General features: G+C 65.6%; 20 protein-coding genes and 1 tRNA gene. 15 read left to right on the top strand and 6 right to left on the bottom strand.

Annotated features, from left to right (window positions below):
- Positions 1-151: 151 nt before the first annotated feature.
- Positions 152-1,825, top strand: a complete 1,674-nt coding sequence (locus QK290_RS12880) for an ABC-F family ATP-binding cassette domain-containing protein (protein WP_282331036.1) — start codon at positions 152-154, stop codon at positions 1,823-1,825.
- Positions 1,822-3,735 carry an ABC transporter ATP-binding protein gene (locus tag QK290_RS12875; protein WP_282331035.1) on the top strand — a complete coding sequence of 638 codons (1,914 nt, stop codon included), beginning with the start codon at positions 1,822-1,824 and terminating at the stop codon, positions 3,733-3,735. Before QK290_RS12880 ends, QK290_RS12875 begins: the two co-directional genes overlap by 4 nt.
- A gap of 9 nt (positions 3,736-3,744) precedes the next feature.
- On the opposite strand, the gene QK290_RS12870 is transcribed toward QK290_RS12875, so the two are convergent.
- The 3 genes from QK290_RS12870 to QK290_RS12860 form a co-directional block, all read right to left on the bottom strand.
- Positions 3,745-4,164 carry an NUDIX domain-containing protein gene (locus tag QK290_RS12870; protein ID WP_282331034.1) on the bottom strand — a complete coding sequence of 140 codons (420 nt, stop codon included), beginning with the start codon at positions 4,162-4,164 and terminating at the stop codon, positions 3,745-3,747.
- Positions 4,165-4,211: 47 nt separating this feature from the next.
- Positions 4,212-4,649: a DUF6314 family protein gene (locus QK290_RS12865; RefSeq protein ID WP_282331083.1), complete on the bottom strand. Its 438-nt coding sequence runs from the start codon at positions 4,647-4,649 to the stop codon at positions 4,212-4,214.
- A 40-nt stretch (positions 4,650-4,689) separates the two neighbouring features.
- Positions 4,690-4,762 (bottom strand) — tRNA-Arg (locus QK290_RS12860).
- 83 nt (positions 4,763-4,845) lie between these two features.
- Between QK290_RS12860 and QK290_RS12855 the strand changes: the two genes are divergently transcribed.
- Positions 4,846-5,607 (top strand): DUF998 domain-containing protein, encoded by a 762-nt coding sequence (locus QK290_RS12855; protein WP_282331033.1) that lies wholly within the window; start codon positions 4,846-4,848, stop codon positions 5,605-5,607.
- Here QK290_RS12855 and QK290_RS12850 read toward each other — a convergent pair.
- Entirely contained in the window at positions 5,604-6,230 is a 627-nt protein-coding gene (locus QK290_RS12850) for a hypothetical protein (protein WP_282331032.1), read from the bottom strand. The genes QK290_RS12855 and QK290_RS12850 overlap by 4 nt on opposite strands.
- Before the next feature lie 32 nt (positions 6,231-6,262).
- Between QK290_RS12850 and QK290_RS12845 the strand changes: the two genes are divergently transcribed.
- The 5 genes from QK290_RS12845 to sucD all read left to right on the top strand — a co-directional run bounded on the left by QK290_RS12845 (position 6,263) and on the right by sucD (position 12,969).
- Positions 6,263-7,108, top strand: coding sequence for an inositol monophosphatase family protein (locus tag QK290_RS12845; protein ID WP_282331031.1), 846 nt, complete (start codon positions 6,263-6,265; stop codon positions 7,106-7,108).
- Between the two features lie 98 nt (positions 7,109-7,206).
- Positions 7,207-9,786 (top strand): DNA helicase PcrA, encoded by a 2,580-nt coding sequence (gene pcrA, locus QK290_RS12840; protein WP_282331030.1) that lies wholly within the window; start codon positions 7,207-7,209, stop codon positions 9,784-9,786.
- Positions 9,787-9,955: 169 nt separating this feature from the next.
- Positions 9,956-10,663, top strand: coding sequence for a hypothetical protein (locus QK290_RS12835; RefSeq protein ID WP_282331029.1), 708 nt, complete (start codon positions 9,956-9,958; stop codon positions 10,661-10,663).
- Between the two features lie 222 nt (positions 10,664-10,885).
- Positions 10,886-12,055 (top strand): ADP-forming succinate--CoA ligase subunit beta, encoded by a 1,170-nt coding sequence (gene sucC / locus QK290_RS12830; protein ID WP_282331028.1) that lies wholly within the window; start codon positions 10,886-10,888, stop codon positions 12,053-12,055.
- Between the two features lie 11 nt (positions 12,056-12,066).
- Positions 12,067-12,969, top strand: a complete 903-nt coding sequence (gene sucD / locus QK290_RS12825) for a succinate--CoA ligase subunit alpha (protein WP_282331027.1) — start codon at positions 12,067-12,069, stop codon at positions 12,967-12,969.
- 153 nt (positions 12,970-13,122) lie between these two features.
- On the opposite strand, the gene QK290_RS12820 is transcribed toward sucD, so the two are convergent.
- Together QK290_RS12820 and QK290_RS12815 are read right to left on the bottom strand one after the other, a co-directional pair.
- The gene (locus QK290_RS12820; RefSeq protein ID WP_282331026.1) at positions 13,123-13,605 is read right to left on the bottom strand and encodes an SRPBCC family protein; all 483 of its coding nucleotides are present in this window, start codon (positions 13,603-13,605) and stop codon (positions 13,123-13,125) included.
- The gene (locus QK290_RS12815) at positions 13,602-13,961 is read right to left on the bottom strand and encodes a metalloregulator ArsR/SmtB family transcription factor (RefSeq protein ID WP_282331025.1); all 360 of its coding nucleotides are present in this window, start codon (positions 13,959-13,961) and stop codon (positions 13,602-13,604) included. The genes QK290_RS12820 and QK290_RS12815 overlap by 4 nt, the downstream gene beginning before the upstream one ends.
- Before the next feature lie 169 nt (positions 13,962-14,130).
- Here QK290_RS12815 and QK290_RS12810 point away from each other — a divergent pair, with 169 nt between their 5' ends.
- From QK290_RS12810 to QK290_RS12780, 7 genes are all read left to right on the top strand, one after another.
- Positions 14,131-14,535, top strand: coding sequence for a tautomerase family protein (locus tag QK290_RS12810; protein WP_282331082.1), 405 nt, complete (start codon positions 14,131-14,133; stop codon positions 14,533-14,535).
- Between the two features lie 185 nt (positions 14,536-14,720).
- Positions 14,721-15,755 (top strand): 5-dehydro-2-deoxygluconokinase, encoded by a 1,035-nt coding sequence (gene iolC, locus QK290_RS12805; protein WP_282331024.1) that lies wholly within the window; start codon positions 14,721-14,723, stop codon positions 15,753-15,755.
- Positions 15,752-16,675, top strand: coding sequence for a deoxyribose-phosphate aldolase (locus QK290_RS12800; protein WP_282331023.1), 924 nt, complete (start codon positions 15,752-15,754; stop codon positions 16,673-16,675). The genes iolC and QK290_RS12800 overlap by 4 nt, the downstream gene beginning before the upstream one ends.
- Before the next feature lie 21 nt (positions 16,676-16,696).
- Positions 16,697-18,625 carry a 3D-(3,5/4)-trihydroxycyclohexane-1,2-dione acylhydrolase (decyclizing) gene (gene iolD, locus QK290_RS12795; protein ID WP_282331081.1) on the top strand — a complete coding sequence of 643 codons (1,929 nt, stop codon included), beginning with the start codon at positions 16,697-16,699 and terminating at the stop codon, positions 18,623-18,625.
- 34 nt (positions 18,626-18,659) lie between these two features.
- Entirely contained in the window at positions 18,660-20,171 is a 1,512-nt protein-coding gene (locus QK290_RS12790; RefSeq protein WP_282331022.1) for a CoA-acylating methylmalonate-semialdehyde dehydrogenase, read from the top strand.
- 77 nt (positions 20,172-20,248) lie between these two features.
- A complete protein-coding gene (locus QK290_RS12785) occupies positions 20,249-21,160 on the top strand; it encodes a sugar phosphate isomerase/epimerase (RefSeq protein ID WP_282331021.1) in 912 nt (303 codons plus the stop codon).
- A 37-nt stretch (positions 21,161-21,197) separates the two neighbouring features.
- Positions 21,198-22,211: a Gfo/Idh/MocA family oxidoreductase gene (locus QK290_RS12780; protein WP_282331020.1), complete on the top strand. Its 1,014-nt coding sequence runs from the start codon at positions 21,198-21,200 to the stop codon at positions 22,209-22,211.
- Positions 22,212-22,357 lie beyond the last annotated feature (146 nt).

Raw genomic sequence — 22,357 nt, 5'->3', positions numbered from 1 at the left:
GCCCGTTGGTCCGTACACCCCCCAAGTCCGGACCGGCGGGCTCTTTAGTGCCCGGGCACTTTTCGGGGCGGCACATTGCGGATTCACCGCAGTTTCGGGCCGATTCAAGCGGGCTCCTCCGGCCGGGCGGCGGGAGAGGATGGACCAACCTATGACTGCAACCCTTGTTGCCAAAGATCTTTCCGGCGGCCACGACCACCGGACACTGTTCGCCAAACTTTCCCTCACGGTGGCCCCGGGCGACGTGGTGGGTGTGGTGGGCGCCAACGGCGCCGGCAAATCCACCCTGCTGCGACTGCTGGCCGGCGTGGACCAGCCCCAGTCCGGCAGCGTCAGCCTCGCACCTGCGGATGCCTTTGTGGGCTGGCTGCCCCAGGAACACGAGCGCGTCGTCGGCGAGACTGTGGCAGGTTACATTGCGCGCCGGATCGGCTGCGCCCAGGCGACGCTGGAGATGGAGTCCACCGCCGAGGCTTTGGGTTCCGGTGCACCGGGAGCCGATGACGCCTACTCGCTGGCCTTTGACCGCTGGATGGCCTCCGGCGCGGCAGACCTCGACGAACGCATCCCGCCGGTCCTGGCCGACCTCGGCCTGGACACCGGAGCCGACGCTCCCATGACCGGGCTCTCCGGCGGCCAGGCCGCCCGCGTGGCACTCGCCGCGCTCCTGCTCAGCCGTTTCGATGTTGTGCTGCTGGACGAGCCCACCAACGACCTTGACCTCGCCGGCCTGGCCAAACTGGAGGCTTTTGTCCAGGGCCTGCGCGGCGGTGTGGTGCTGGTCTCCCATGACCGCGAGTTCTTGGCCCGCTGCGTCACCACCATTGTGGAACTGGACCTGGCGCAGAATTCCGTGGCGGTCTACGACGGCGGCTACGAAGCCTTCCTCGAGGAGCGCGCCGTGGCGCGGCGCCACGCGAGGGAAAAATTCGAGGAGTTCGCCTCCACCAAGGCAGACCTGGTCTCCCGTGCCCGGACCCAGCGCGAATGGAGCTCCCAGGGCGTGCGGAACGCCATGAAGAAGAGCCCGGACAATGACAAGATCCGCCGGGCCGCCAGCACCGAGTCATCGGAAAAGCAGGCACAGAAGGTCCGGCAGATGGAATCCCGGATTGCCCGGCTGGACGTGGTGAAGGAGCCGCGGAAGGAATGGCAGCTGCAGTTCACCATCGGCCAGGCGCCGCGCTCCAGTGCGGTGGTGGCCACCTTGCGTGACGCCGTTGTGCAGCAGGGAAGCTTCACGCTGGGCCCGGTGAACCTGCAGCTTAACGCGGGGGAGCGGATCGGGATCACCGGCCCCAACGGAGCCGGCAAGTCGACGCTGCTGCGCCTGCTCCTGGGCGTGCAGATGCCCGACGCCGGCAACGCGGCCATGGGAGCCTCGGTAGCCGTCGGCGAAATTGACCAGGCCCGCGGGCTGCTGGCCGGCCATCTCAACCTTGGCGACGCCGTCGAAGCCGTGCTCACGGACCTGACGCCGGCCGAGGTCCGAACCCTGCTGGCCAAGTTCGGGCTGAAGGCGGACCACACCACGCGCCCGGTGGATTCACTGTCGCCGGGGGAACGCACCCGCGCAGCCTTGGCGTTGCTGCAGGCACGGGGAGTGAACCTGCTGGTCCTGGATGAACCCACCAACCACCTGGACCTGCCCGCCATCGAGCAGCTGGAAGAGGCCCTGGAAAGCTACGAGGGTGCGCTGCTGCTGGTGACGCACGATAGGCGGCTGCTGGAGAACGTGCGGCTGGATGTACGGTGGAATGTGGACAACGGAACGGTAACTGAACTGATGGCAGACGATTCCTCACAGGCGGGGCACCAGCGATGAGCATGGACGGCGTTGCCTGGCACTCCCTGTACAACATCTCCCGGGCCAAGAACGGCTCCCGGCCCTTCTCCAAGGCAACGCTGAAGCGGGTGCTGGGTTTCGCCCGCCCCCACCGGACAAAACTGATCGCGTTTGTGGCGCTGTCCATTGTGATGGCGTTCCTGGCTGTCGCCACGCCCGTGCTGGCCGGCCAGGTGGTTGACACCATCGTGGCCAAGGCGGGTACCGACGAAGTGATCCGGCTGGCGATGCTGATCGCCGTGGTGGCCGTAGCCGAAGCAGGGGTGGGACTCGTCAGCCGCTGGCTGTCCTCCAACATCGGCGAAGGCGTGATCGTGGACCTGCGCACCCGGGTCTTTGACCATGTGCAGAAGATGCCCATTGCGTTCTTCACCCGTACCCGCACCGGGGCCCTGGTCAGCCGGCTGAACAACGACGTCATCGGCGCCCAGTCCGCCTTCGCCGGAACCCTTTCCGGTGTGGTCAGCAACGTGGTGGCCCTGATCCTGACGCTGATCGTGATGCTCGGGACCTCCTGGCAGGTCACGGTGCTCGCCATGATCCTGCTGCCGATCTTCCTCATCCCCGCCCGCCGGATGGGCTCCCGGCTCGCGGACCTGCGCCGTGAGGCCGCGGACCACAACGCGGCCATGGGCACCCAGATGACCGAGCGGTTCTCCGCTCCGGGCGCCACGCTGGTGAAGCTCTTCGGCCGGCCGGATGAGGAGTCCCGCGAGTTCGCTCTCCGGGCCGGCCGTGTCCGGGACATCGGCGTCCGCACCGCCATGCTGCAGTTCACCTTCGTCACCGCGCTGACGCTGGTCTCCGCGCTCGCCTTGGCGCTGGTGTACGGGCTGGGCGGCTGGCTGGCCATTGGCGGGCAGCTCGCCGCGGGCGACGTCGTGGTGCTGGCACTGCTGCTGACCCGCCTGTACGCCCCGCTCACCGCCCTGTCCAGCGCCCGCGTGGAAATCATGAGTGCACTGGTCAGCTTCGAGCGGGTCTTTGAGATCCTGGACCTCAAGCCCCTGATCCAACAGAAGCCCGACGCCGTGGCCATCCCGCCGGGACACGTTTCGGTGGAGTTCGACGACGTCCGCTTCGCCTACCCCTCCGCGGACAAGGTCTCACTGGCCTCGCTCGAGGAAGTATCCACGCTGGACACCCGAGGCGGCGAAGAGGTGCTCCATGGCATCAGTTTCCGCGTGGAACCGGGGCAGACCGTTGCCCTGGTGGGTTCATCGGGTGCCGGAAAGTCCACTATCGCGCAGCTGCTTTCCCGGCTGTACGACGTCGATTCCGGCGCTGTGCGGCTCGGCGGCACCCTTCCCGGGACCGGGCTGGACGTCCGGGACGCCACCTTCGATTCCCTGCGGGACACCCTGGGTATGGTTACCCAGGACGGGCACCTTTTCCACGAGTCGATCGCGTCCAACCTCCGGCTCGCCCGGCCGGACGCTACCGAAGAGGACATGTGGGACGCCATCCGGCAGGCCCGCCTCGAGACCATGATCCGGTCCCTGCCCGACGGCCTGGACACCGTGGTGGGGGAGCGCGGCTACCGGCTCTCCGGCGGCGAACGCCAGCGCCTCACCATCGCCCGGCTGCTGATTTCCCAGCCCCGGGTGGTCATCCTGGACGAGGCCACCGCCGCACTGGATTCCACGAACGAAGCCGCGGTGCAGGCGGCCCTGGGCGCCGCGCTCGAGGGGCGCACCGCCGTCGTGATTGCCCACCGGCTGTCCACGATCCGTGCCGCAGACGTCATCCTGGTGGTGGAGGGCGGGCAGATCGTGGAGCGCGGGAGCCACACTGAGCTGCTGGCCGCTGACGGCCGGTACGCCGAGCTGTACCAGACGCAGTTCGCCGAGGCCACGGCCGTGGCAGCGGAAGCCGTTCCGGAGTTCTAGCCCAAGTTCTCAGCGGCGCAGCGCAGCCAGTTCCGGCAGGATGTGGTCGGTGAGCAGTGGGGCGAGGTCCGCGGGCAGCGGCGCGCCCCGGTCCAGCGCTGCCAGATCCAGCCAGCGGATCTCGGCGATCTCAGCTGAGGGGTGTGCCGTCCAGGTTCCGGGTGCCGTAAACACGGTGGCCTCAATGTCCGTGGCGGCCTCGTTCGCGGCGTCGGCGGTCCAGACGCCCATCAGCTCCAGCTCGCGCGGATCTACAACGATCCCCACTTCCTCCTGAAGTTCCCGCGCCGCGGCGTGCACGGCGGTTTCACCGGCTTCGGGTTTGCCGCCGGGGTGCATAAACATGCTGGTGCCGCGCTTGCGGACGGTCAGGAGCCGGCCGGCGTCGTCGAAGACACAGACGGCGGAGACAACGATGCGGGCTTTCACGGTACCGAGCCTAGCCTGTTCCGACGGGCCGCTTCAGGCAAGTCGCTTTAGACCAGCCGCTTCAAGGCGGACGTCAGCAGCAGGTCCTTGCGCGGGCCGGTCACATCCCAGGTGTAACTGAATGCGTCCGCGCCTTCGTAGTTGTACGCCACGCGGTACGTATCGGGATCGCACCAGTGCCGGTCCTGGCTGGCCTCCGGGCTGAAGCTCATCCGGTGGAAGGGCCGCCCGTCGGAAAAAAACACGTCCAGGGCGTCCGGCCGGGGGGCGGGTTTCAGGACGTATTCGCGCGAGGCGGGGCCGGTAAAGGTAGGCCACCGCATGGTGCCTTCTTCACGGAAGTCCAGGCCGCCGTCGTGCGTGGGGGAAAAACGTACGACGCCGGCAAAGGTCCCGTGGGTGCCGGTGGACCGGTCCAGCAGCTGCCGTTCGACGGCCCAGTTCCCCTGAATGGGAAGGTTCCCGGCCTGCGAGGGGCCGAGCAGGTAGGAGCGGAGGTCGAACTCCGGGGAAGGAAGATTCAAGTGCCCTCGATTGGAATCGAACCAACGACACCGGCTTTAGGAGAGCCGTGCTCTATCCACTGAGCTACGAGGGCGCGTGTCCGCTGTTCCGGCAGGGCCGGTCCGTCCGGACACGGATACAAGCATACAAGGTGGTGGGCCGTACTACGCTCTTGGCATGAGATCAGCCCCGACATCCGCCCCCGCCGGGGCCTACCTCCCGGACACAGCCTCCACCCGCCAGTACATCGGCGCCTGGTCCGTCCTGAGTGTCCTGCAGTATTTTGTGGCGGAAACGGCCGTGATCGGAGCCTGGGGCGGCCCGCAACCCTACGACCGCCGGACCGGATACATCAGCGACCTCGGCGCGCTTAACTGCGGGATCTACGACGGACGGGACGTGTGTTCGCCGCTGCATTGGCTGATGAACGCCTCTTTTGTGGTCCAGGGCCTGGGGATGTTGCTCGGTGCAGTGCTGCTGGGCTCGGGGTTGCTGTGTGTCGCTGCCCGGGCCGGGGCCAGGGTCCAGCCGGCGCGCCGGAAGCCCTGGTTGGCTGCGGTCTGCGTCCGGATCCTGACCGGCGCCGCCGGTGCCGGGACCATAATCGTGGGGCTGGTGCCGGAAGACGTCGGCTCCGGCTGGCACTTCGTCGGCGCGTTGATGTACTTCCTGGCCGGCGCGTTGGCACTGCTGCTGCTGGGCGTGTTGTGGCTGCGGCAGACGCCCCTGGGGTGGTTCGTGCTGGTGTGCGGGCTGATGTCGCTCGCCGCACTGGTGACCGGCGGCCTCACGCGTTTGGACGTGCCGGAGCCGGGCACGCTGGAACGGCTGATGGGTTATCCGGTCACCGTAGGCGTAGCGGCCGCGGGCCTCGTGATCGCCCAACGTGTGCGCCGGCAGCGCAAGGACGGGCGCGCCACTGCTGCCGCGCGGGCCTAAAGGGTTTTTGCGGGCTTTTTGCGCAGGAACACTGCCGCGGCCCCGGTCAGCAGGCTAAGAACGAACAGCACCCACCCCGCAACCGTAAGCCCGGACGCCAAGGCGACCTGGCCGGCGTCGGCCGTTTCCGATCCCAGCGCGGCGTCGATGGCGACATTGCCCCACAGCCGGACCACCACAAACAGCAGCGGCACCGCCCAGAGAGCCCAGCGGAGCGTCTTTTTGGCGACGTTGGTCCCGATCAGGAGCAGCCACGTGAAGCCGAAGATCAGCGGGAACAGTGTGCCGGCCGTTTTGTGGACGTAGTTGAGCTGGCCGCGGGCGTCGTCATCCATGACGGCGTTCAGTTGGCCAATGTAGCCGGCGTCAAAACCTCCCACGAGCGAGTCGGGCATGGCCAGCTCGCCGGAAAGCTGGGTGAGCTGCTGCAGCGTGAGCAGATGGACGTACCAGAACAGGAACAGGCTCACCGTCACGCCCGCGATGAGGATCAGGTTGGTGTTGTTCTGGGCCTTCTGCGGCGAACGGCCGGTGGTGGGGTTGATCACCGGCGGAAGGCTGTGCTGCGGGACAGCCGCCTTGGAGCCGTGCTTCTTGATCCGCTGCGCTGGGGTTTTGGCCATGCCACCATTATCACTCCACCTAAACTGGATCCATGACCATTGGCCGGCACAGCACCCTTGAACTTGACCCCGCCCTGGACGACTACCAGCTGGCATCCGCTTTGGTGCGCGAAGCCGGGCAGCTCGCCCTCCTGATGCGCATGGCCGGACTGCAGTCCCAGCAGAAAACCTCCATCTCCGACGTGGTGACCGCCGCGGACCACGCCGCGGAAGCTTACGTGCTGGGGCAGTTGCAGCGCTGCCGGCCGGAGGATGGCATCTTGGGGGAGGAGGGCGCTTCGGTGGCCGGAACCAGCGGCCGTACCTGGGTGATCGACCCCGTGGATGGCACCTACAACTTCCTGCACGGATCCACGTACTGGTGCTCGGCCATTGCCCTTAAAGACACATCCGATGTCCTGCTCGGCGCGATTTTCCAGCCCGAGGAGGACAAGCTCTGGCTCGGCGGTACGGCCCACGCGGCAACACTGAACGGCGAACTGCTAACCGCTTACCGGGACCCGGGCGCTGTCCCGGACGGCAGGGCACGTAACGCGACCGCGCTCGCCGAACTCGGGGCGGCCACGTATATCCACCCCACCTGGCTGATGGACCCGCTCTGCGCCATGCCGTGGCACGCGGCGGCCATCTCCGCCGCGGCGCTGCGGATGTTCGGCTCCGGGTCCTGCGACCTGGGCAGGGTGGCCGATGGCCAGCTGGGATGCTGGTTCCAGCACAGCTGCCCGGAATGGGACTGGCTGCCCGGCAAAGCAATCGTCCGGGCCGCCGGCGGCGCCACGGATACGGTCCGGGTCAACGGCCTGGACTGGTTTATGGCGGGAGGAACGACGGCGGTGCGGGAGTTGCGTGCCGCCCTCGAGTCGGGCTCCGTGGCCTGAGTCCGGGCCTGCTATTGCGCGCGTCCGGGGGTGGCTCGCGGTGTTATCCACAGGGTTGGACCTGAGTGTCAGCCCCACCGCCTAGACTTGTAGGCACCATGGATATGTTGTTTGACCCGTACTCTGACGGACCGTTCAAGGCCGCCACGCCAGCCTCCGCCCGCACCAAGTCGCGCCCGGAAGGCCTTGCTGCGGCCGCCGAATTCGGGGGCGGGGGGCCTGGCGGCGCGTCCGCCAACGGCCCCGACCACGCAGCAGGAGAAGGCGCCCAGCACACGGTCGGCTGGGCCAACCAGCAGCCCGCTCGTGACGGCAACGGCGAGCAGGTCCACCACCGGCCGAACGCCGAGGAGCTCCTGCAGGGACTGAACCCGCAGCAGGAAGAGGCCGTTAAGCACGCCGGTGGAGCCCTGCTTATTGTGGCCGGCGCCGGTTCGGGAAAAACCCGCGTCCTCAGCAACCGGATCGCCTACCTTATTGCCACCCACCGTGCGCACTACGGTGAGATCCTGGCCATCACGTTCACCAACAAGGCCGCCGCCGAGATGCGGGAGCGTATCGCTGCCCTGGTGGGTGGACGCGCCAAGATCATGTGGATCTCCACGTTCCACTCGTCCTGCGTGCGAATCCTGCGCCAGGAGGCCGCCAACGTGGGCCGGAAGTCAAACTTCTCCATCTACGACTCCGCGGACTCGCTGCGGCTGGTTATCCAGGTTTCCAAGAGCCTGGACCTGGACCCCAAGAAGTTCGCGCCCAAGGCCATCCAGCACAAGATCTCCGCGCTCAAGAACGAGCTCATCGACGCCGATTCCTACGCGTCATCCGCGAACCACAACGATCCCTTCGAGTCCGCCGTGGCTGACGTCTTCAAGGGCTACACCCAGCGGCTGCGCCAGGCCAACGCCATGGACTTCGATGACCTCATTGCCGAGACCGTCTACATGTTCCGCGCCTTCCCCGCGCTCGCCGATTCCTACCGGCGGCGTTTCCGGCACGTCCTCGTGGACGAATACCAGGACACCAACCACGCCCAGTACGCCCTGGTCCGCGAGATCGTGGGTGAGGGCCCCGGAGCATCCGAGCTCACCGTCGTTGGCGACTCCGACCAGTCCATCTACGCCTTCCGCGGCGCTGACATCCGCAACATCGTGGAGTTCGAGAAGGACTACCCGGACGCCCGGACCATCAAACTGGAGCAGAACTACCGCTCCACCCAGAACATCCTCAGCGCGGCCAACTCCGTGATCTCGCGCAACCCCAACCGTCCCGACAAACGGCTGTGGACGGCCGAGGGTGACGGGCACAAGATCATCGGCTACGTGGGCGAGAATGAGCACGCCGAGGCCCAGTTCATTGCCAAGGAGATTGACCGGCTCCAGGACGAGGACAACCTCCGCCCCGGTGACGTTGCCATTTTCTACCGCACCAACGCCCAGTCACGCTCCATAGAGGATGTGCTGGTCCGGGTTGGCCTGCCGTACAAGGTAGTGGGCGGCACGCGCTTCTACGACCGCAAGGAAATCAAGGACGCCCTCGCGTACCTCCGGGTTCTGGTGAACCCGGAGGACGACGTGAACCTGCGCCGGGTGCTGAACGAACCCAAGCGCGGCATTGGTGACCGCGCCGAAGGCGCCGTTGCCGCACTGGCCCAGCGCGAACGGATGTCATTTATGGCCGCCGCCCGGCGGGCTGAAGAAGCTCCCGGCATGGCCACCCGTTCCGTCAACGCTGTTCTCGGGTTTGTGAAACTGCTGGACGACCTCGCAGAGGTAGCCTCCGGTTCCGGCGCCGCCGCCGCGCTGGAGGCCGTCCTGGAACAGACCGGCTACCTCGCCGGGCTGCGTTCCAGCACTGATCCACAGGATGAGTCCCGCGTGGAGAACCTGGCGGAACTCGTCGCCGTCGTACGTGAATACGAACAGGAGAACCCGGAAGGGTCCCTGGGCGCCTTCCTGGAACAGGTGTCCCTGGTGGCTGATGCCGACCAGATCCCGGACGCCCCCGGCGCGGACATCGACGCCGCCGTGGCCGAAGCCAAACGCCTGGGCGTGGTCACGCTGATGACCCTCCACACGGCCAAGGGGCTCGAATTCCCGGTGGTGTTCCTGACCGGCATGGAACACGGGCTGTTCCCGCACCAGCGCTCGGCCACGGACCCCAAGGAACTCGCCGAGGAACGCCGGCTGGCCTACGTGGGCCTGACCCGCGCGCGCAAGCGCCTCTACGTCACCCGGTCCGAAGTCCGCAGCATGTGGGGCCAAAGCCAGTACAACCCGGCCAGCCAGTTCCTCGAGGAAATTCCCGCCGAGCTGCTGGACTGGAAACGCGAAGGCACCAGCCGGCAGTCCGGCGGGTGGGGGAGCAGCAGCGCGTCGATCGGTTCCAGCCGTTACGGTGGATCCTTCTGGGGCGCCGGCACGTCCCGCGGCGCGGCCGCCGATTCGTCGGCGGGCTTCAACGCGGACGTTCCCGCAGCCATCGCCAAGAACCGGGTCCAGCCGCAGAAGGAGATTGTGGCCGTCAGCGTGGGTGACAAGGTCAACCACACCAGCTTCGGCAACGGCACCGTGCTGGCGCTGGAAGGTGCGGGGGACAAGACGGTGGCCAAGGTGAAGTTCAGCGTCGGCGAAAAGCGTCTCCTGCTCCGTTACGCGCCTCTGACGAAGCTCGACGCCTAGCCACGGGTGCCCTTGTCAGGGCACGGCGCCTCAAGCTGTCAAGGACATGGATACGCTGGTCATTGTCGCAACCGGCGGGCACGGCACAGAGGCGTTGACAGCCCGCTACGCGCGACCCAACGAGGCCGCGGGCAGGCGTACGCCGGGCTGATACCGGCACCGGGGCATAATGGAGGCCATGCGACGGACTGTATTGGGGATCCTGGCCGCCCTCTTCCTGCTGGCGGGCGCTGGCTGCAGCATCACCACGGAGGACCCGGGCTACGTAGCGCCGCCCCCGCTGCCGGCTATGGAGCAGCTCGAACAAGCAGCGCTGACCGACCCCGCCGCGTTCAGGGCCAGCGGAGACGTCCTGTCCTTCATTACGGAGGACCGGAACATTGTCTGTTCCCTGACGTCGGCCCGTGGGGAACACCTCAACCTCCCGTATGAGTCGAACAGCTTCAGCGACGCGGCAACCAACAAGCTCGCGACCGTCCCTGTGGCGCATTGCGAGCTTGCCGGATACCCCAAACCTGCTGCGGGCGACATCAAGGACGACTGCGCCGGCACCGGCCTGGGCTACCTGGGCGGCACGGCGCTGCTCAGCCCGGACAAGGCAACGTACGGGGAGTGCCGTTCCGGCGTCACACAAATGGAGACCGCCTACGGACCCAGAGGAAGTAAAAGCGGCCCGCTGACCGAACTTGCGGTCCTCGCCGAAGGCCAGAACCTGGAACGGAATGGGCTGCGCTGTACCGCCTACAACGGCGGCGTGGCGTGCGGAAACGTCTCGGCCGGCGTCGGGTTCTTTGTGGCACGGGACCGCTACGAACTTATTTCCAAGGCAGCGGCAACGGCCTCCCCGGGACCCACGGAGGCCCTAAAAACCCCGTAATCTAGCGGTTTTTCTACGCTCCATAGAATAGTGTCGTTTCTCACATAAGCGGTACTGTGGGACGGGCCGGTCCTCAGAGAGGACTAGAGTTCCGAATGGAGCATTGCACTGTGTGGCCCGTTTTCGAACTGGCCGCAGGTGCAGGCAATCCGCAGCCCGGTCATCGTCTTCGGCGGTGCCCGACTGTACAGAAACTACTTCGACGTAGAAGGACACTAAACCGTGGACCTGTTTGAATACCAGGCGCGCGATATGTTCGAGGCGCACGGTGTACCCGTGCTTGCCGGCATCGTGGCGTACACCCCAGAAGAAGCAAAGGCAGCTGCCGAGAAAATCGGCGGCGTAACTGTCGTTAAGGCCCAGGTTAAGGCCGGAGGCCGCGGTAAGGCTGGCGGCGTCAAGGTTGCCAAGACCGCCGATGAGGCGTTTGAGCACTCCACCAACATCCTGGGCATGGACATCAAAGGCCACACCGTCAACAAGGTGATGATTGCCCAGGGTGCCGACATTGCCGAGGAGTACTACTTCTCCGTCCTGCTGGACCGGGCCAACCGCAACTACCTGGCCATGTGCTCGGTAGAAGGCGGCATGGAAATCGAACAGCTCGCCGTCGAACGCCCCGAGGCGCTCGCCAAGATCGCCATCGACCCCGCTGTGGGCATTGACCAGGCCAAGGCTGACGAAATCGTTGCAGCTGCAGGCTTCGATGAGGAACTGCGCGGCAAAGTCGCCGCCGTGATCCTCAAGCTCTGGGACGTCTTCAAGAAGGAAGACGCCACCCTGGTTGAAGTCAACCCGCTCGTCAAGACCGGCGCTGGCGACATCGTGGCACTGGACGGCAAGGTCTCGCTCGACGAGAACGCCGACTTCCGCCACGCCAAGCACGCCCTCCTTGAAGACAAGGACGCTGCAGATCCGCTCGAGGCCAAGGCCAAGGCGCAGGACCTGAACTACGTCAAGCTGGACGGTGAAGTGGGCATCATCGGCAACGGTGCAGGCCTGGTCATGTCCACCCTGGACGTTGTTGCCTACGCCGGTGAAAACCACGGCAACGTCAAGCCCGCCAACTTCCTGGACATCGGCGGTGGAGCTTCCGCCGAGGTTATGGCCGCCGGCCTCGACGTCATCCTGGGTGACCCGCAGGTCAAGTCCGTGTTCGTGAACGTCTTCGGTGGCATCACCGCGTGTGACGCTGTAGCCAAGGGCATCGTCGGTGCGCTGGCCGAGCTGGGCCATAACGCGAACAAGCCGCTGGTAGTCCGCCTCGACGGCAACAACGTTGAGGAAGGCCGCCGCATCCTGGCCGAGGCCAACCACCCGCTGGTTACCCTGGCCGCCACCATGGACGAGGGCGCCGACAAGGCCGCCGAGCTCGCCAACGCCGCTAAGTAAAGGGACGCACCATGTCTATCTATCTGAACAAGGACTCCAAGGTCATCGTCCAGGGCATCACCGGCGGCGAAGGCACCAAGCACACCGCCCTGATGCTGAAGGCCGGCACCAACATTGTTGGCGGCGTCAACGCCCGTAAGGCCGGCACCACGGTCCTGCACGGCGACACCGAGATCAACGTTTTTGGCACCGTCAAGGAAGCCATTGCCGAAACCGGCGCCGACGTCTCCATCGTCTTCGTCCCGCCGGCTTTCACCAAGAACGCCGTGGTTGAAGCCATCGAAGCAGGCATCGGCCTGGTTGTTGTCATCACCGAAGGCGTGCCCGTCCAGGACTCCGCCGAGTTCTGGGCACTGGCCCAGTCCACGGTTGACGCCGACGGCAAGCAAATCACACGCATCATCGGACCGAACTGCCCCGGCATCATCACGCCCGGCGAAGCGCTGGTTGGGATCACGCCGAACAACATCACGGGCAAGGGCCCCATCGGCCTTGTTTCCAAGTCCGGAACCTTGACCTACCAGATGATGTACGAACTGCGCGACCTGGGCTTCTCCACCGCCATCGGCATCGGCGGTGACCCCGTCATCGGTACCACACACATCGACGCCCTGGCCGCGTTCGAGGCTGACCCGGAGACCAAGGCGATCGTCATGATCGGCGAAATCGGTGGCGACGCCGAAGAGCGTGCTGCCGACTACATCAAGGCACACGTCACCAAGCCCGTTGTTGGCTACGTTGCCGGCTTCACTGCTCCCGAAGGCAAGACGATGGGCCACGCCGGCGCCATTGTCTCCGGTTCCGCCGGAACCGCCCAGGCCAAGAAGGAAGCCCTCGAGGCTGCAGGCGTGAAGGTCGGCAAGACGCCGTCCGAGACCGCCAAGCTGCTGCGAGAAGTCTACGCAGCGCTCTAGCACCAAGAAGTACAACGCGGGGTCATTTACGGCCCGTTCCACTCGGTGGGATGGGCCGTAAATGACCCCGCGTTGCTTGTTTAAGTACGACGGCGGACGGTCTCCTTTCCCGAGAAGGTCACCGTCCGCCGTCGTCCGCGTTTAAGTGCTGTGCTATACCTTGGCGCCGCTGAGCAGTTCGTCGAGCCGTTCGTAGCCCTCGGTCATGCCGCCTTCCATACCGGATTGCGCCATGCCGTCGCGGGCCTCCTGGGTGGGGTAGACGGAGTGGCCGCGGACGCGGGACCGGCCCTCTCCGAGATCCTCGAAGGTGAGGAACTCGATGCTGACCACGTCGGGGTAGCCGCCGAACTCGAAGGTCTGAATGGCAAATTCGTTCTCGCGGACGGTGTGATAGACGCCGCTGAATTCGTACGCGACGCCGTCGGGCCCGGTGTGCAGATAGCTGTAGCTGCCGCCAGTCCGGAAATCGAAGTGGTTGATTTCCATCTTCATGCCACGCGGGCCGAGCCACTGGACGATGAGGTCCGGGTCCTTGTGGGCGCGGAACACGTCCGCCACCGGGTAGTCGAATTCGCGGTCGAAGTCGATGAAGGGGAGTCTTTCGGGAATGGTGAGATTCAGTGGATTGCTCATGATGATTCCTTGGGGTGGCTGCCGCCGTTGGCGGTACTGGATCTGAGCACGGCGTCCAGGCTGCGGAACTGCTCTTCGCGGACCAGCCGGTATTGGTCGATCCATGCTGTGAGTGCCTCCAGCCGTGCGGGATTCAGGTGGACGGGCCGGCGCTGGGCTTCCCTGCTGCGGGTGACGAGCCCTGCCTGCTCGAGAACCTGGATGTGCTTCGAGACCGCCTGTTTGGTGATCGCGAAGGGTTCCGCCAGTTCGTTGACTGTTGCCTGCCCGCGGCTGAGCCGGGCGATGATCCGCCGCCGCACGGGGTCGGCCAAGGCCATAAAGGCCGAGTCCAGGGTGCCGTCATCGGGGTTCATCGTGGTGCAGGCCTTTCTGGATCGGTAAGCAACTAATTAGTTGATCAACCATCTGCTTGTTTAACCATACCGCCGGCCTCCTCCGGATGGAAGGGGTTTGCCGGGATTTCCTTGCTACTTATTCCCATAGTTTGTTAGTATGTCAGGACAAATCTCTAGGGAGATGAAAATGCCACTGGTTCGAATCGATGTCAATCAAGGGCGAAGCGCCGAACAGTTGCAGCGCTTGAGCCGGGGCATCCACGATGCCATCCTCGCGGAGTATGCCATCCCGGAGCGCGACTACTTCCACGTTCTCACAGTGCACCCGCAGGGCCAGATTGTCGCCCAGGATGCGGGGCTCGGCTTCGAGCGCACCCCTGATGTGGTGATGATCCAGATTTTTACCCAGGGTGGCCGCAGCCAGGCGGCCAAACAATCCCTCTTTGCCGCGATCGCCGCCCGCCTGGCGGAACTTGGCATTGCCGGCGAAGACGTATTCATCGGTTATGTGGAGAATGCCGCCGGCGACTGGTCATTCGGCTTCGGGCGGGCGCAGTACGTCACGGGCGAACTGGCGGTTCCCCCAAAGTAATCCCGAGGGCGCCAATCCGGCCCCTTGTGCAGGTTGTAAATATGTCAGTACAAACCTTTGACAGGACAATGATTCTAGGGCAAGGTAGTGGTTGTGGTCCCGCTCACGGGGGCCCGGCCAGGAACCGGAGTTCTAGCTCTTGCTGTACAGGGTATGGAGCTCAAACAGAAAGGTCCGCGATTACCGTGACCCACGAACTGCTCACGATCGGGCGCATCAGTGTCGATATCTACCCGAACGATATAGGGGTGGATCTGGAGGACGTCACGTCCTTCGGAAAGTACCTCGGAGGTTCCCCGTCCAATGTGGCCGTGGCCGCGGCGCGGCATGGCCGCAACGCCGGCGTGATCACGCGCACGGGCGACGACGCCTTCGGGAAATACCTCCACCGTGAACTGCGCAAGTTCAACGTGGACGATACGTTCGTTACACCGGTGAAGGAATGGCCCACCGCGGTGACGTTCTGCGCCATTATGCCGCCGGATGATTTTCCGCTCTACTTCTACGGGCGTTTCCCCACGGCCCCTGACCTTCAGATCAAGGCCGCGGAGCTGGACCTGGACGCCATCCGTGAAGCCGGGATCTTCTGGTCCACCGTGACTGGCCTGTGCCAGGAGCCCAGCCGCGAGGCTCACCTGGCTGCCCATGCTGCGCGTCCGCGGACCGGGCTCACGGCAGGCCAGTACACCATCCTGGACCTGGACTACCGGCCCATGTTCTGGGCCTCCGAAGCGGATGCCCGGGCGGAGGTTGCAAAGATCCTGCCGCACGTTACGGTTGCCATCGGCAACGACAAGGAATGCGCCGTCGCCGTGGGCGAAGGTACCCCTGACGAGCAGGCCGACCGATTGCTGGCCGCCGGTGTTGAGATCGCCGTCGTCAAGCTTGGCCCCGAAGGCGTGATGGCTAAGACCCGCACCGAACGCGTTGTCTCGGCGCCGGTCCCGGTGAAAACCCTTAACGGCCTCGGTGCCGGCGACTCGTTTGGCGGAGCTTTCTGCCACGGACTGCTGTCCGGCTGGCCGCTGGCCCAGGTGCTGGATTACGCGAATGCCGCCGGCGCCATTGTGGCCTCCCGCCTTTCCTGCGCCGATGCCATGCCGACGCCGGAGGAAGTCACCTCGCTGCTGGCCGAACGCGGCCGCTTGGCACCGGCCCTGGCCGGTGCCGCCGCTTCACAACCGTCCCACACCACAGTTTCCGAAGGAGCAGCGTCTTGAGCGCCAACGATGATCCCCGCCGCTACCAGCACCTGAGTGCCCTCCGGCTCGAAGATCCCGACGCAGTTGCCCGTGCGGCAGCCACCCGTCGCCGTCATCCGGGGCTGAAGTATGGTGTGCAGAACTTCATCGTTGCCGCCGACCACCCGGCCCGCGGCGCCCTCTCCGTGGGAAACGCTCCGGTGGCCATGGCGGACCGCCTCGATTTGTTGGACCGCATTCAGATTGCCCTGGCAAATCCCGCCGTCGATGGTGTCCTGGCGTCCCCGGACATCATGGATGACCTGCTCCTGCTGGGGGCACTGGAAGGCAAGCTCGTCTTCGGCTCGATGAACCGCGGGGGCCTGGCCGGGCTCGTCAACGAAATCGACGACCGCTTCACCGGCCATACGGCCGCGGCACTGGAAGCCCTGGGCGCCGACGGCGGCAAGATGCTGACCCGTATCTGCCTCGGCGACCCGGACACCGCCTCCGCACTGGAAGCCACGGCACGCGCCGTCGACTCCCTCGCTGCACGCAAGCTGATCGCCATGGTGGAACCCTTCCTCTCGGTCTGGAAGAACGGGAAGGTCCGCAACGACCTCAGCCCGGACGCCGTCATCAAGTCCATCGCGATCGCCCAAGCCCTGGGCTCCACGAGCGCCTACACCTGGATGAAGCTCCCCGTGGTGGCCGAGATGGAACGCGTCATGGCCGCCACCACGTTGCCCACCGTGCTGCTCGGCGGGGACCCGGAAGGCACCCAGGATGAGGTCTTCGCCAGCTGGCAGGCCGCCCTGGCCCTGCCCGGCGTCCAGGGCCTCACCGTGGGACGGACGCTGCTGTACCCGCACGACGGCGATGTGGCCGGGGCCGTCGCCACCGCCGCCTCGCTCCTCAAGGCGCCCGTGCTGCAGTCATCAGCGAAAGTATCGGAGTAAGCCCCCATGGCAACACGCAGAATGACAGTGGCCCAGGCCGTCGTCGAGTACCTGTCCCAGCAGTACACGGTGGACCGCATCGGTACCGAGGACTATAGGGAGCGGCTGATTCCTGGGACGTTCGGCATCTTCGGCCACGGCAACGTTGCCGGCGTCGGCCAGGCGTTGAAGCAGTACCAGCAGCTCGATCCGGTGATCATGCCGTACTACCAGGGCCGCAACGAGCAGGCCCAGGTGCACCAGGCTGTCGGCTACGCCCGGCACACCCGCCGCCGCCAGACGTTTGCCATCAGCACCTCGATCGGTCCTGGGTCCTCCAACCTGCTGACCGGTGCGGCGTTGGCCACCACCAACCGGCTGCCCGTGCTGCTGCTGCCCAGTGACACCTTTGCCACCCGCGCCGCGGACCCGGTCCTGCAGCAGCTCGAGCAGCCGTACGCCTACGACATCACGGTCAACGACGCATTCCGGCCGCTGTCCAAGTTCTTTGACCGGGTCTCCCGCCCGGAGCAGCTGTTCTCGGCCTTCCACCACGGCCTGCGCGTCCTGACGGATCCGGCCGAAACCGGTGCCGTGACCATCTCGCTGCCGCAGGACGTCCAGGCCGAAGCCTTTGACGTGCCTGAGGAGTTCCTGGCCGAACGCGAATGGCGCATCCGCCGCCCCGAAGCCGAGGACGAGGACATCCGCCGCGCCGCCGAGGCCATCCGGGCCGCGAAACGCCCGCTGATCATCGCCGGCGGCGGCGTCCTCTACGCCTACGCCAACGAGGAACTCGCTGCATTTGCCGAGTTGACGGGCATCCCCGTGGGCAACACCCAGGCCGGCGTCGGCGTCCTGCCGTGGGACCACAAGTTCTCGCTCGGCGCCATCGGCTCCACGGGTACGACGGCGGCCAACACCATCGCCGCTGAGGCGGACCTGATCATCGGCATCGGTACCCGCTACGAGGACTTCACCACTGCCTCCCGGAGCGCGTTCCAGAACCCCGACGTAAAGTTCATCAACATCAACGTCGCCGCGATTGATGCGTACAAGCACGGCACGTCCCTGCCGATTGTCGCGGATGCCCGCAAGGCCCTGGTCAAGCTGAACCAGGCCCTGGGCGGCTACCGCGTCGGCGCGGACCTCGAAGCGAGGATCGCCGCGGAGAAGAAGCGTTGGGACGCCACGGTGGATGAAGCCTTCGACACCCGCTTCACGCCGCTGCCGGCCCAGAATGAGATCATCGGCGCCACACACCGGGCCATGGACGCGGCCGACGTCGTCATCTGCGCGGCAGGTTCCCTGCCCGGTGACCTGCACAAGATGTGGCGGGTCCGGGACCCGTTCGGCTACCACGTGGAATATGCGTATTCCTGCATGGGCTACGAAATCCCGGGCGGGCTCGGCGTTAAGCGCGCCGCACTGGCAGAAGCCGCCCGCAGTGGCACGGACCGGGACGTTGTGGTCATGGTGGGGGACGGCTCCTACCTGATGATGCACACCGAACTGGTCACCGCCGTCGCCGAACGCATCAAGCTGATCGTGGTCCTGATCCAGAACCACGGCTACGCCTCCATCGGCTCGCTGTCCGAATCCCTTGGTTCGCAGCGTTTCGGCACCCAGTACCGGTCGCTGAACGAGGAGCAGCACAGCTTCGACGAAGGCGAAACCCTCCCGGTGGACCTGGCCCTGAACGCCGAAAGCCTCGGCGTGAAGGTGATCCGGATCGAACCGGGGGAGAAGGTCATCGCCGAACTCGAGCAGGCCATCCGGGACGCCAAGGCCGCGCCTGAACGCGGCGGCCCCATCCTGATCCACGTTGAATCGGACCCCATGCTGGACGCTCCGAGCTCCGAATCATGGTGGGACGTTCCCGTCTCCCAGGTCTCGGACCTCGACTCCACGCAGCAGGCCTTCAAGACCTACACCGACCACAAAAACCGCCAGCGCAAACTGCTCGGCTAGAACTCCCCCTACAGACCGAAGGAAGTCCAACACCATGTCAACGACGACCGTCACCACCACCATCAACCACTTCATCAACGGGGCCGAAACCGCTGGCGTTGGTACCCGCACACAGCCCGTCTACAACCCCGCCACCGGCGCCGTCTCGGCGGAGCTGCGGCTGGCCAACCGTGTGGACCTGGACAACACCGTCGCCGCCGCCCGCGCCGCCGCCGACACCTGGGGCGACATCTCCCTGGCCAAGCGCACCAATGTGCTGTTCAAGTTCCGTGAACTCGTTGCCGCGCATGTGGACGATCTCGCCGAACTGATCACCGCCGAGCACGGCAAGGTCCTCTCCGACGCCAAGGGCGAGATCGGCCGCGGCCTGGAGGTCATCGAGTTCGCCTGCGGCATCCCGAGCCTGCTCAAGGGTGACTACTCGGACCAGGTCTCCACCGGCATCGACGTCTTCTCCTTCCGCGAGCCGCTCGGCGTGGTGGCCGGGATCACCCCGTTCAACTTCCCCGTGATGGTGCCGCTGTGGATGGCCCCGATGGCCATCGCCGCCGGCAATGCCTTCATCCTCAAGCCCTCCGAGCGTGACCCCTCCGCGTCGATGCTGCTGGCCAAGCTATGGAAGCAGGCCGGCCTGCCCGACGGCGTGTTCCAGGTCCTGCACGGCGACAAGGAAACCGTGGAGGGGCTCCTGACCCACCCGGACGTGGACGGCATCTCGTTCGTCGGCTCCACCCCGATCGCCCAGTACGTCCACGAGACCGCCACCAAGCACGGCAAGCGCGTCCAGGCCCTGGGCGGGGCGAAGAACCACGCGATCATCATGCCGGACGCCGATCTGGACAACGCGGCGGACCACCTCGCTGCCGCCGCCTTCGGCTCCGCCGGCGAACGCTGCATGGCCATCTCCGTGGCCGTCGCCGTCGGGGACGCCGCGGACCTGATCGTCAAGAAAGTCGAAGAGCGCGCCCTCGCCGTCAAGGTTAACAACGGCACCGCGCACGACGCCGAAATGGGCCCCGTGATCACGCCCGCCTCCAAGGAACGCATCGTCAAGATCGTCACCGAGGCCGAAGCCGCCGGCGCTGCCATGGTGGTGGACGGCCGCGACCTGGTGGTCCCCGGCCACGAGGAAGGCTTCTGGGTAGGCCCCACGGTGATCGACCACGTCAAGACCGAAATGACCGCCTACACCGAGGAAATCTTCGGACCGGTCCTCGTGGTGGTCCGCGTCGAGGACCTGGACGCAGGCATCGCCCTGATCAACGCCAACCCCTATGGCAACGGCACCGCCATCTTCACCTCTTCCGGCGCGAACGCCCGCAAGTTCCAGCGCTCGGTGACCGTGGGCATGATCGGCATCAACGTGCCGCTCCCGGTGCCGGTGGCCTACCACTCGTTCGGCGGCTGGAAGGCCTCGCTGTTCGGTGACAAGCACATCTACGGCCCCGAAGGCGTCTCCTTCTACACCCGCGGCAAAGTTGTGACCTCGCGCTGGCCCGAGCCCACCCACGCCTCAGGCGCCTCCTACAACTTCCCCTCCAACTAGTCCCCACCTCTGGGTTTCGACAAGCTCAACCACCGGTGGTTGAGCTTGTCGAAACCAGGCGATGCAAAGGAATGGAAATGACTGAGAACAAGCTGATCATCGGCACCGCGCCGGACTCCTGGGGCGTGTGGTTTGCGGATGACCCCAAGCAGACTCCGTGGGAACGGTTCCTCGACGAAGTGGCCGAATCCGGCTACAACTGGATTGAACTTGGCCCCTACGGCTACCTCCCGTCCGACCCCGCACGGCTCGCCGAGGAGCTTAAACAGCGCGACCTGAAGGTCACCGCCGGCACCGTATTTACCGCTTTCCACCGTGGTGCCAAGCAATACGATGAAGCCTGGGAGCCGGCCCGCAGGGTGGCCGAACTGACGGCTGCCATGGGCGGCGAGCACATTGTGGTCATTCCCGCGATGTGGCGCGACGACGTCACCGGCGAAGCGGTCGAAAGCGGCGAACTCAACGACCGTCAGTGGGAGGATCTCTTTACCGGGCACAACCGAATGGGCAAGGTTCTGCTGGAGGACTTCGGCCTGAAGCAGCAGTTCCATTCCCACGCCGATTCGCACGTTGGTGCGCAACAGGACATCGAGACTCTCCTCGCCGCGACCGACCCTGAATACCTGAACCTGTGCCTGGACACCGGCCATGCCGAGTACTGTGGGGCCTCCAGCCTGGAGCTGATCAAGAACTACCCGGACCGAATCGGCTACCTGCACCTGAAGCAGATCAACCCGGACATCCTGAAGAAGGTCAACGACGAAAACATGACCTGGGCCGCGGCGAACCTGGCGGGCGTTATGACCGAGCCGCCGAACGGTCTGCCGGACCTCCGCGCCGTGATTGAAGCCGTCGAGGCGCTGAACCGACCCATTTTCGGCATCGTGGAGCAGGACATGTATCCCGTCGCGTTCGACGTGCCGATGCCCATCGCCAAGCGAACCCGCAACTACCTGCTCTCGTGCGGCTCCCGCACGGCAGTCAATTAACAGCCGCCCCGGAATCCGATACCTAAGGACAGAAACAATGACTGACATTCTCCGCGTTGCCGTCATCGGCGCAGGCCGCATGGGTGCGGACCACATTAAGCGGCTCAGCACCCGTATCCACGGCGCCGAAGTGGCCGCCGTCGTCGACGTCGACCTCTCCCGGGCGCAGGCCGCCATCGAAGGCATTCCGGGCGCCGTGGCCCTGGCCAGTGCCGACGAGGCCCTGAACAACGGCGACGTCAACGCCGTGCTGATCGCCACGCCGGGCTTCCTTCACGAGGAAATCCTGCTGAAGGCCCTCGCCAAGGACATTCCGATCCTTTGCGAGAAGCCGCTCACCCCTGATGTCGAATCAGCCTGGAAGATCGTTCAGGCAGAGGAAAAGCTGGGGCATAAGCGCATCCAGGTGGGCTTCATGCGCCGCTTCGACGCCGAATATGCGGCCCTGGGCCAGCTTATCCATGGACACGACCTCGGCGAACTGCTGATGCTCCACCACCAGCACCGCAACCCCACCACCCCGCCGGGCTTCACCAACGAAATGCTGATCAACGATTCCGTGGTCCACGAATTCGACGCAATCCGGTTCTTCACCGGTGAGGAAATCACCTCCGTCCAGGTCCGGCTCGGCAAGGCCACCCGCAACGCCCCGGCCGGCCAGCACGACCCCCAGCACGTGTTGCTCGAGACCGAGACGGGGGTACTGGCCGACGTGGAGATCTTCGTCAACGCCAAGTTCGGCTACGAGGTGGCCACCCAGGCCTCCTTCGAGGACGGGATCGTGAACATCGGCGGCGACAAGGGCCCGTACACCCGCAGCGCCGGCCACTGGGGCGGCAACGTGACCCCCGGCTTCGAAGAGCGTTTCGGCGCGGCATACGACGTCGAAATCCAGTCCTGGGTGGACGCGGCGCTCCGTGGCGAAATCGGCGGACCTACCGCCTGGGACGGCTACGCCACCGCCGCCTGCTGCGAAGCCGGCGTCGAGGCGCAGAAGTCGGGCGAAAAGGTCAAGGTCCGGCTGAACATCAAGCCGGACCTCTACAACTAACAGCCCCTGCCCGCTCCCGTAGTTTTTGTCCAGATAATGCGGCTTTGAGATCCTTCTCGGCGCATTATCTGGACAAAAACGCTAGATCAATGGCTCTCCTGACTCTTCCGTGGGCGTTTTCAGCGCGCCTTAACGAACGCACGCCG

The organism is Pseudarthrobacter sp. AL07 (assembly GCF_029960665.1).
In the GTDB taxonomy this organism is placed as follows: Bacteria; Actinomycetota; Actinomycetes; order Actinomycetales; family Micrococcaceae; genus Arthrobacter.
The sequence above is the reverse complement of the archived record's forward strand: the minus strand, read 5'-3'. Positions and strand labels throughout refer to the sequence as shown.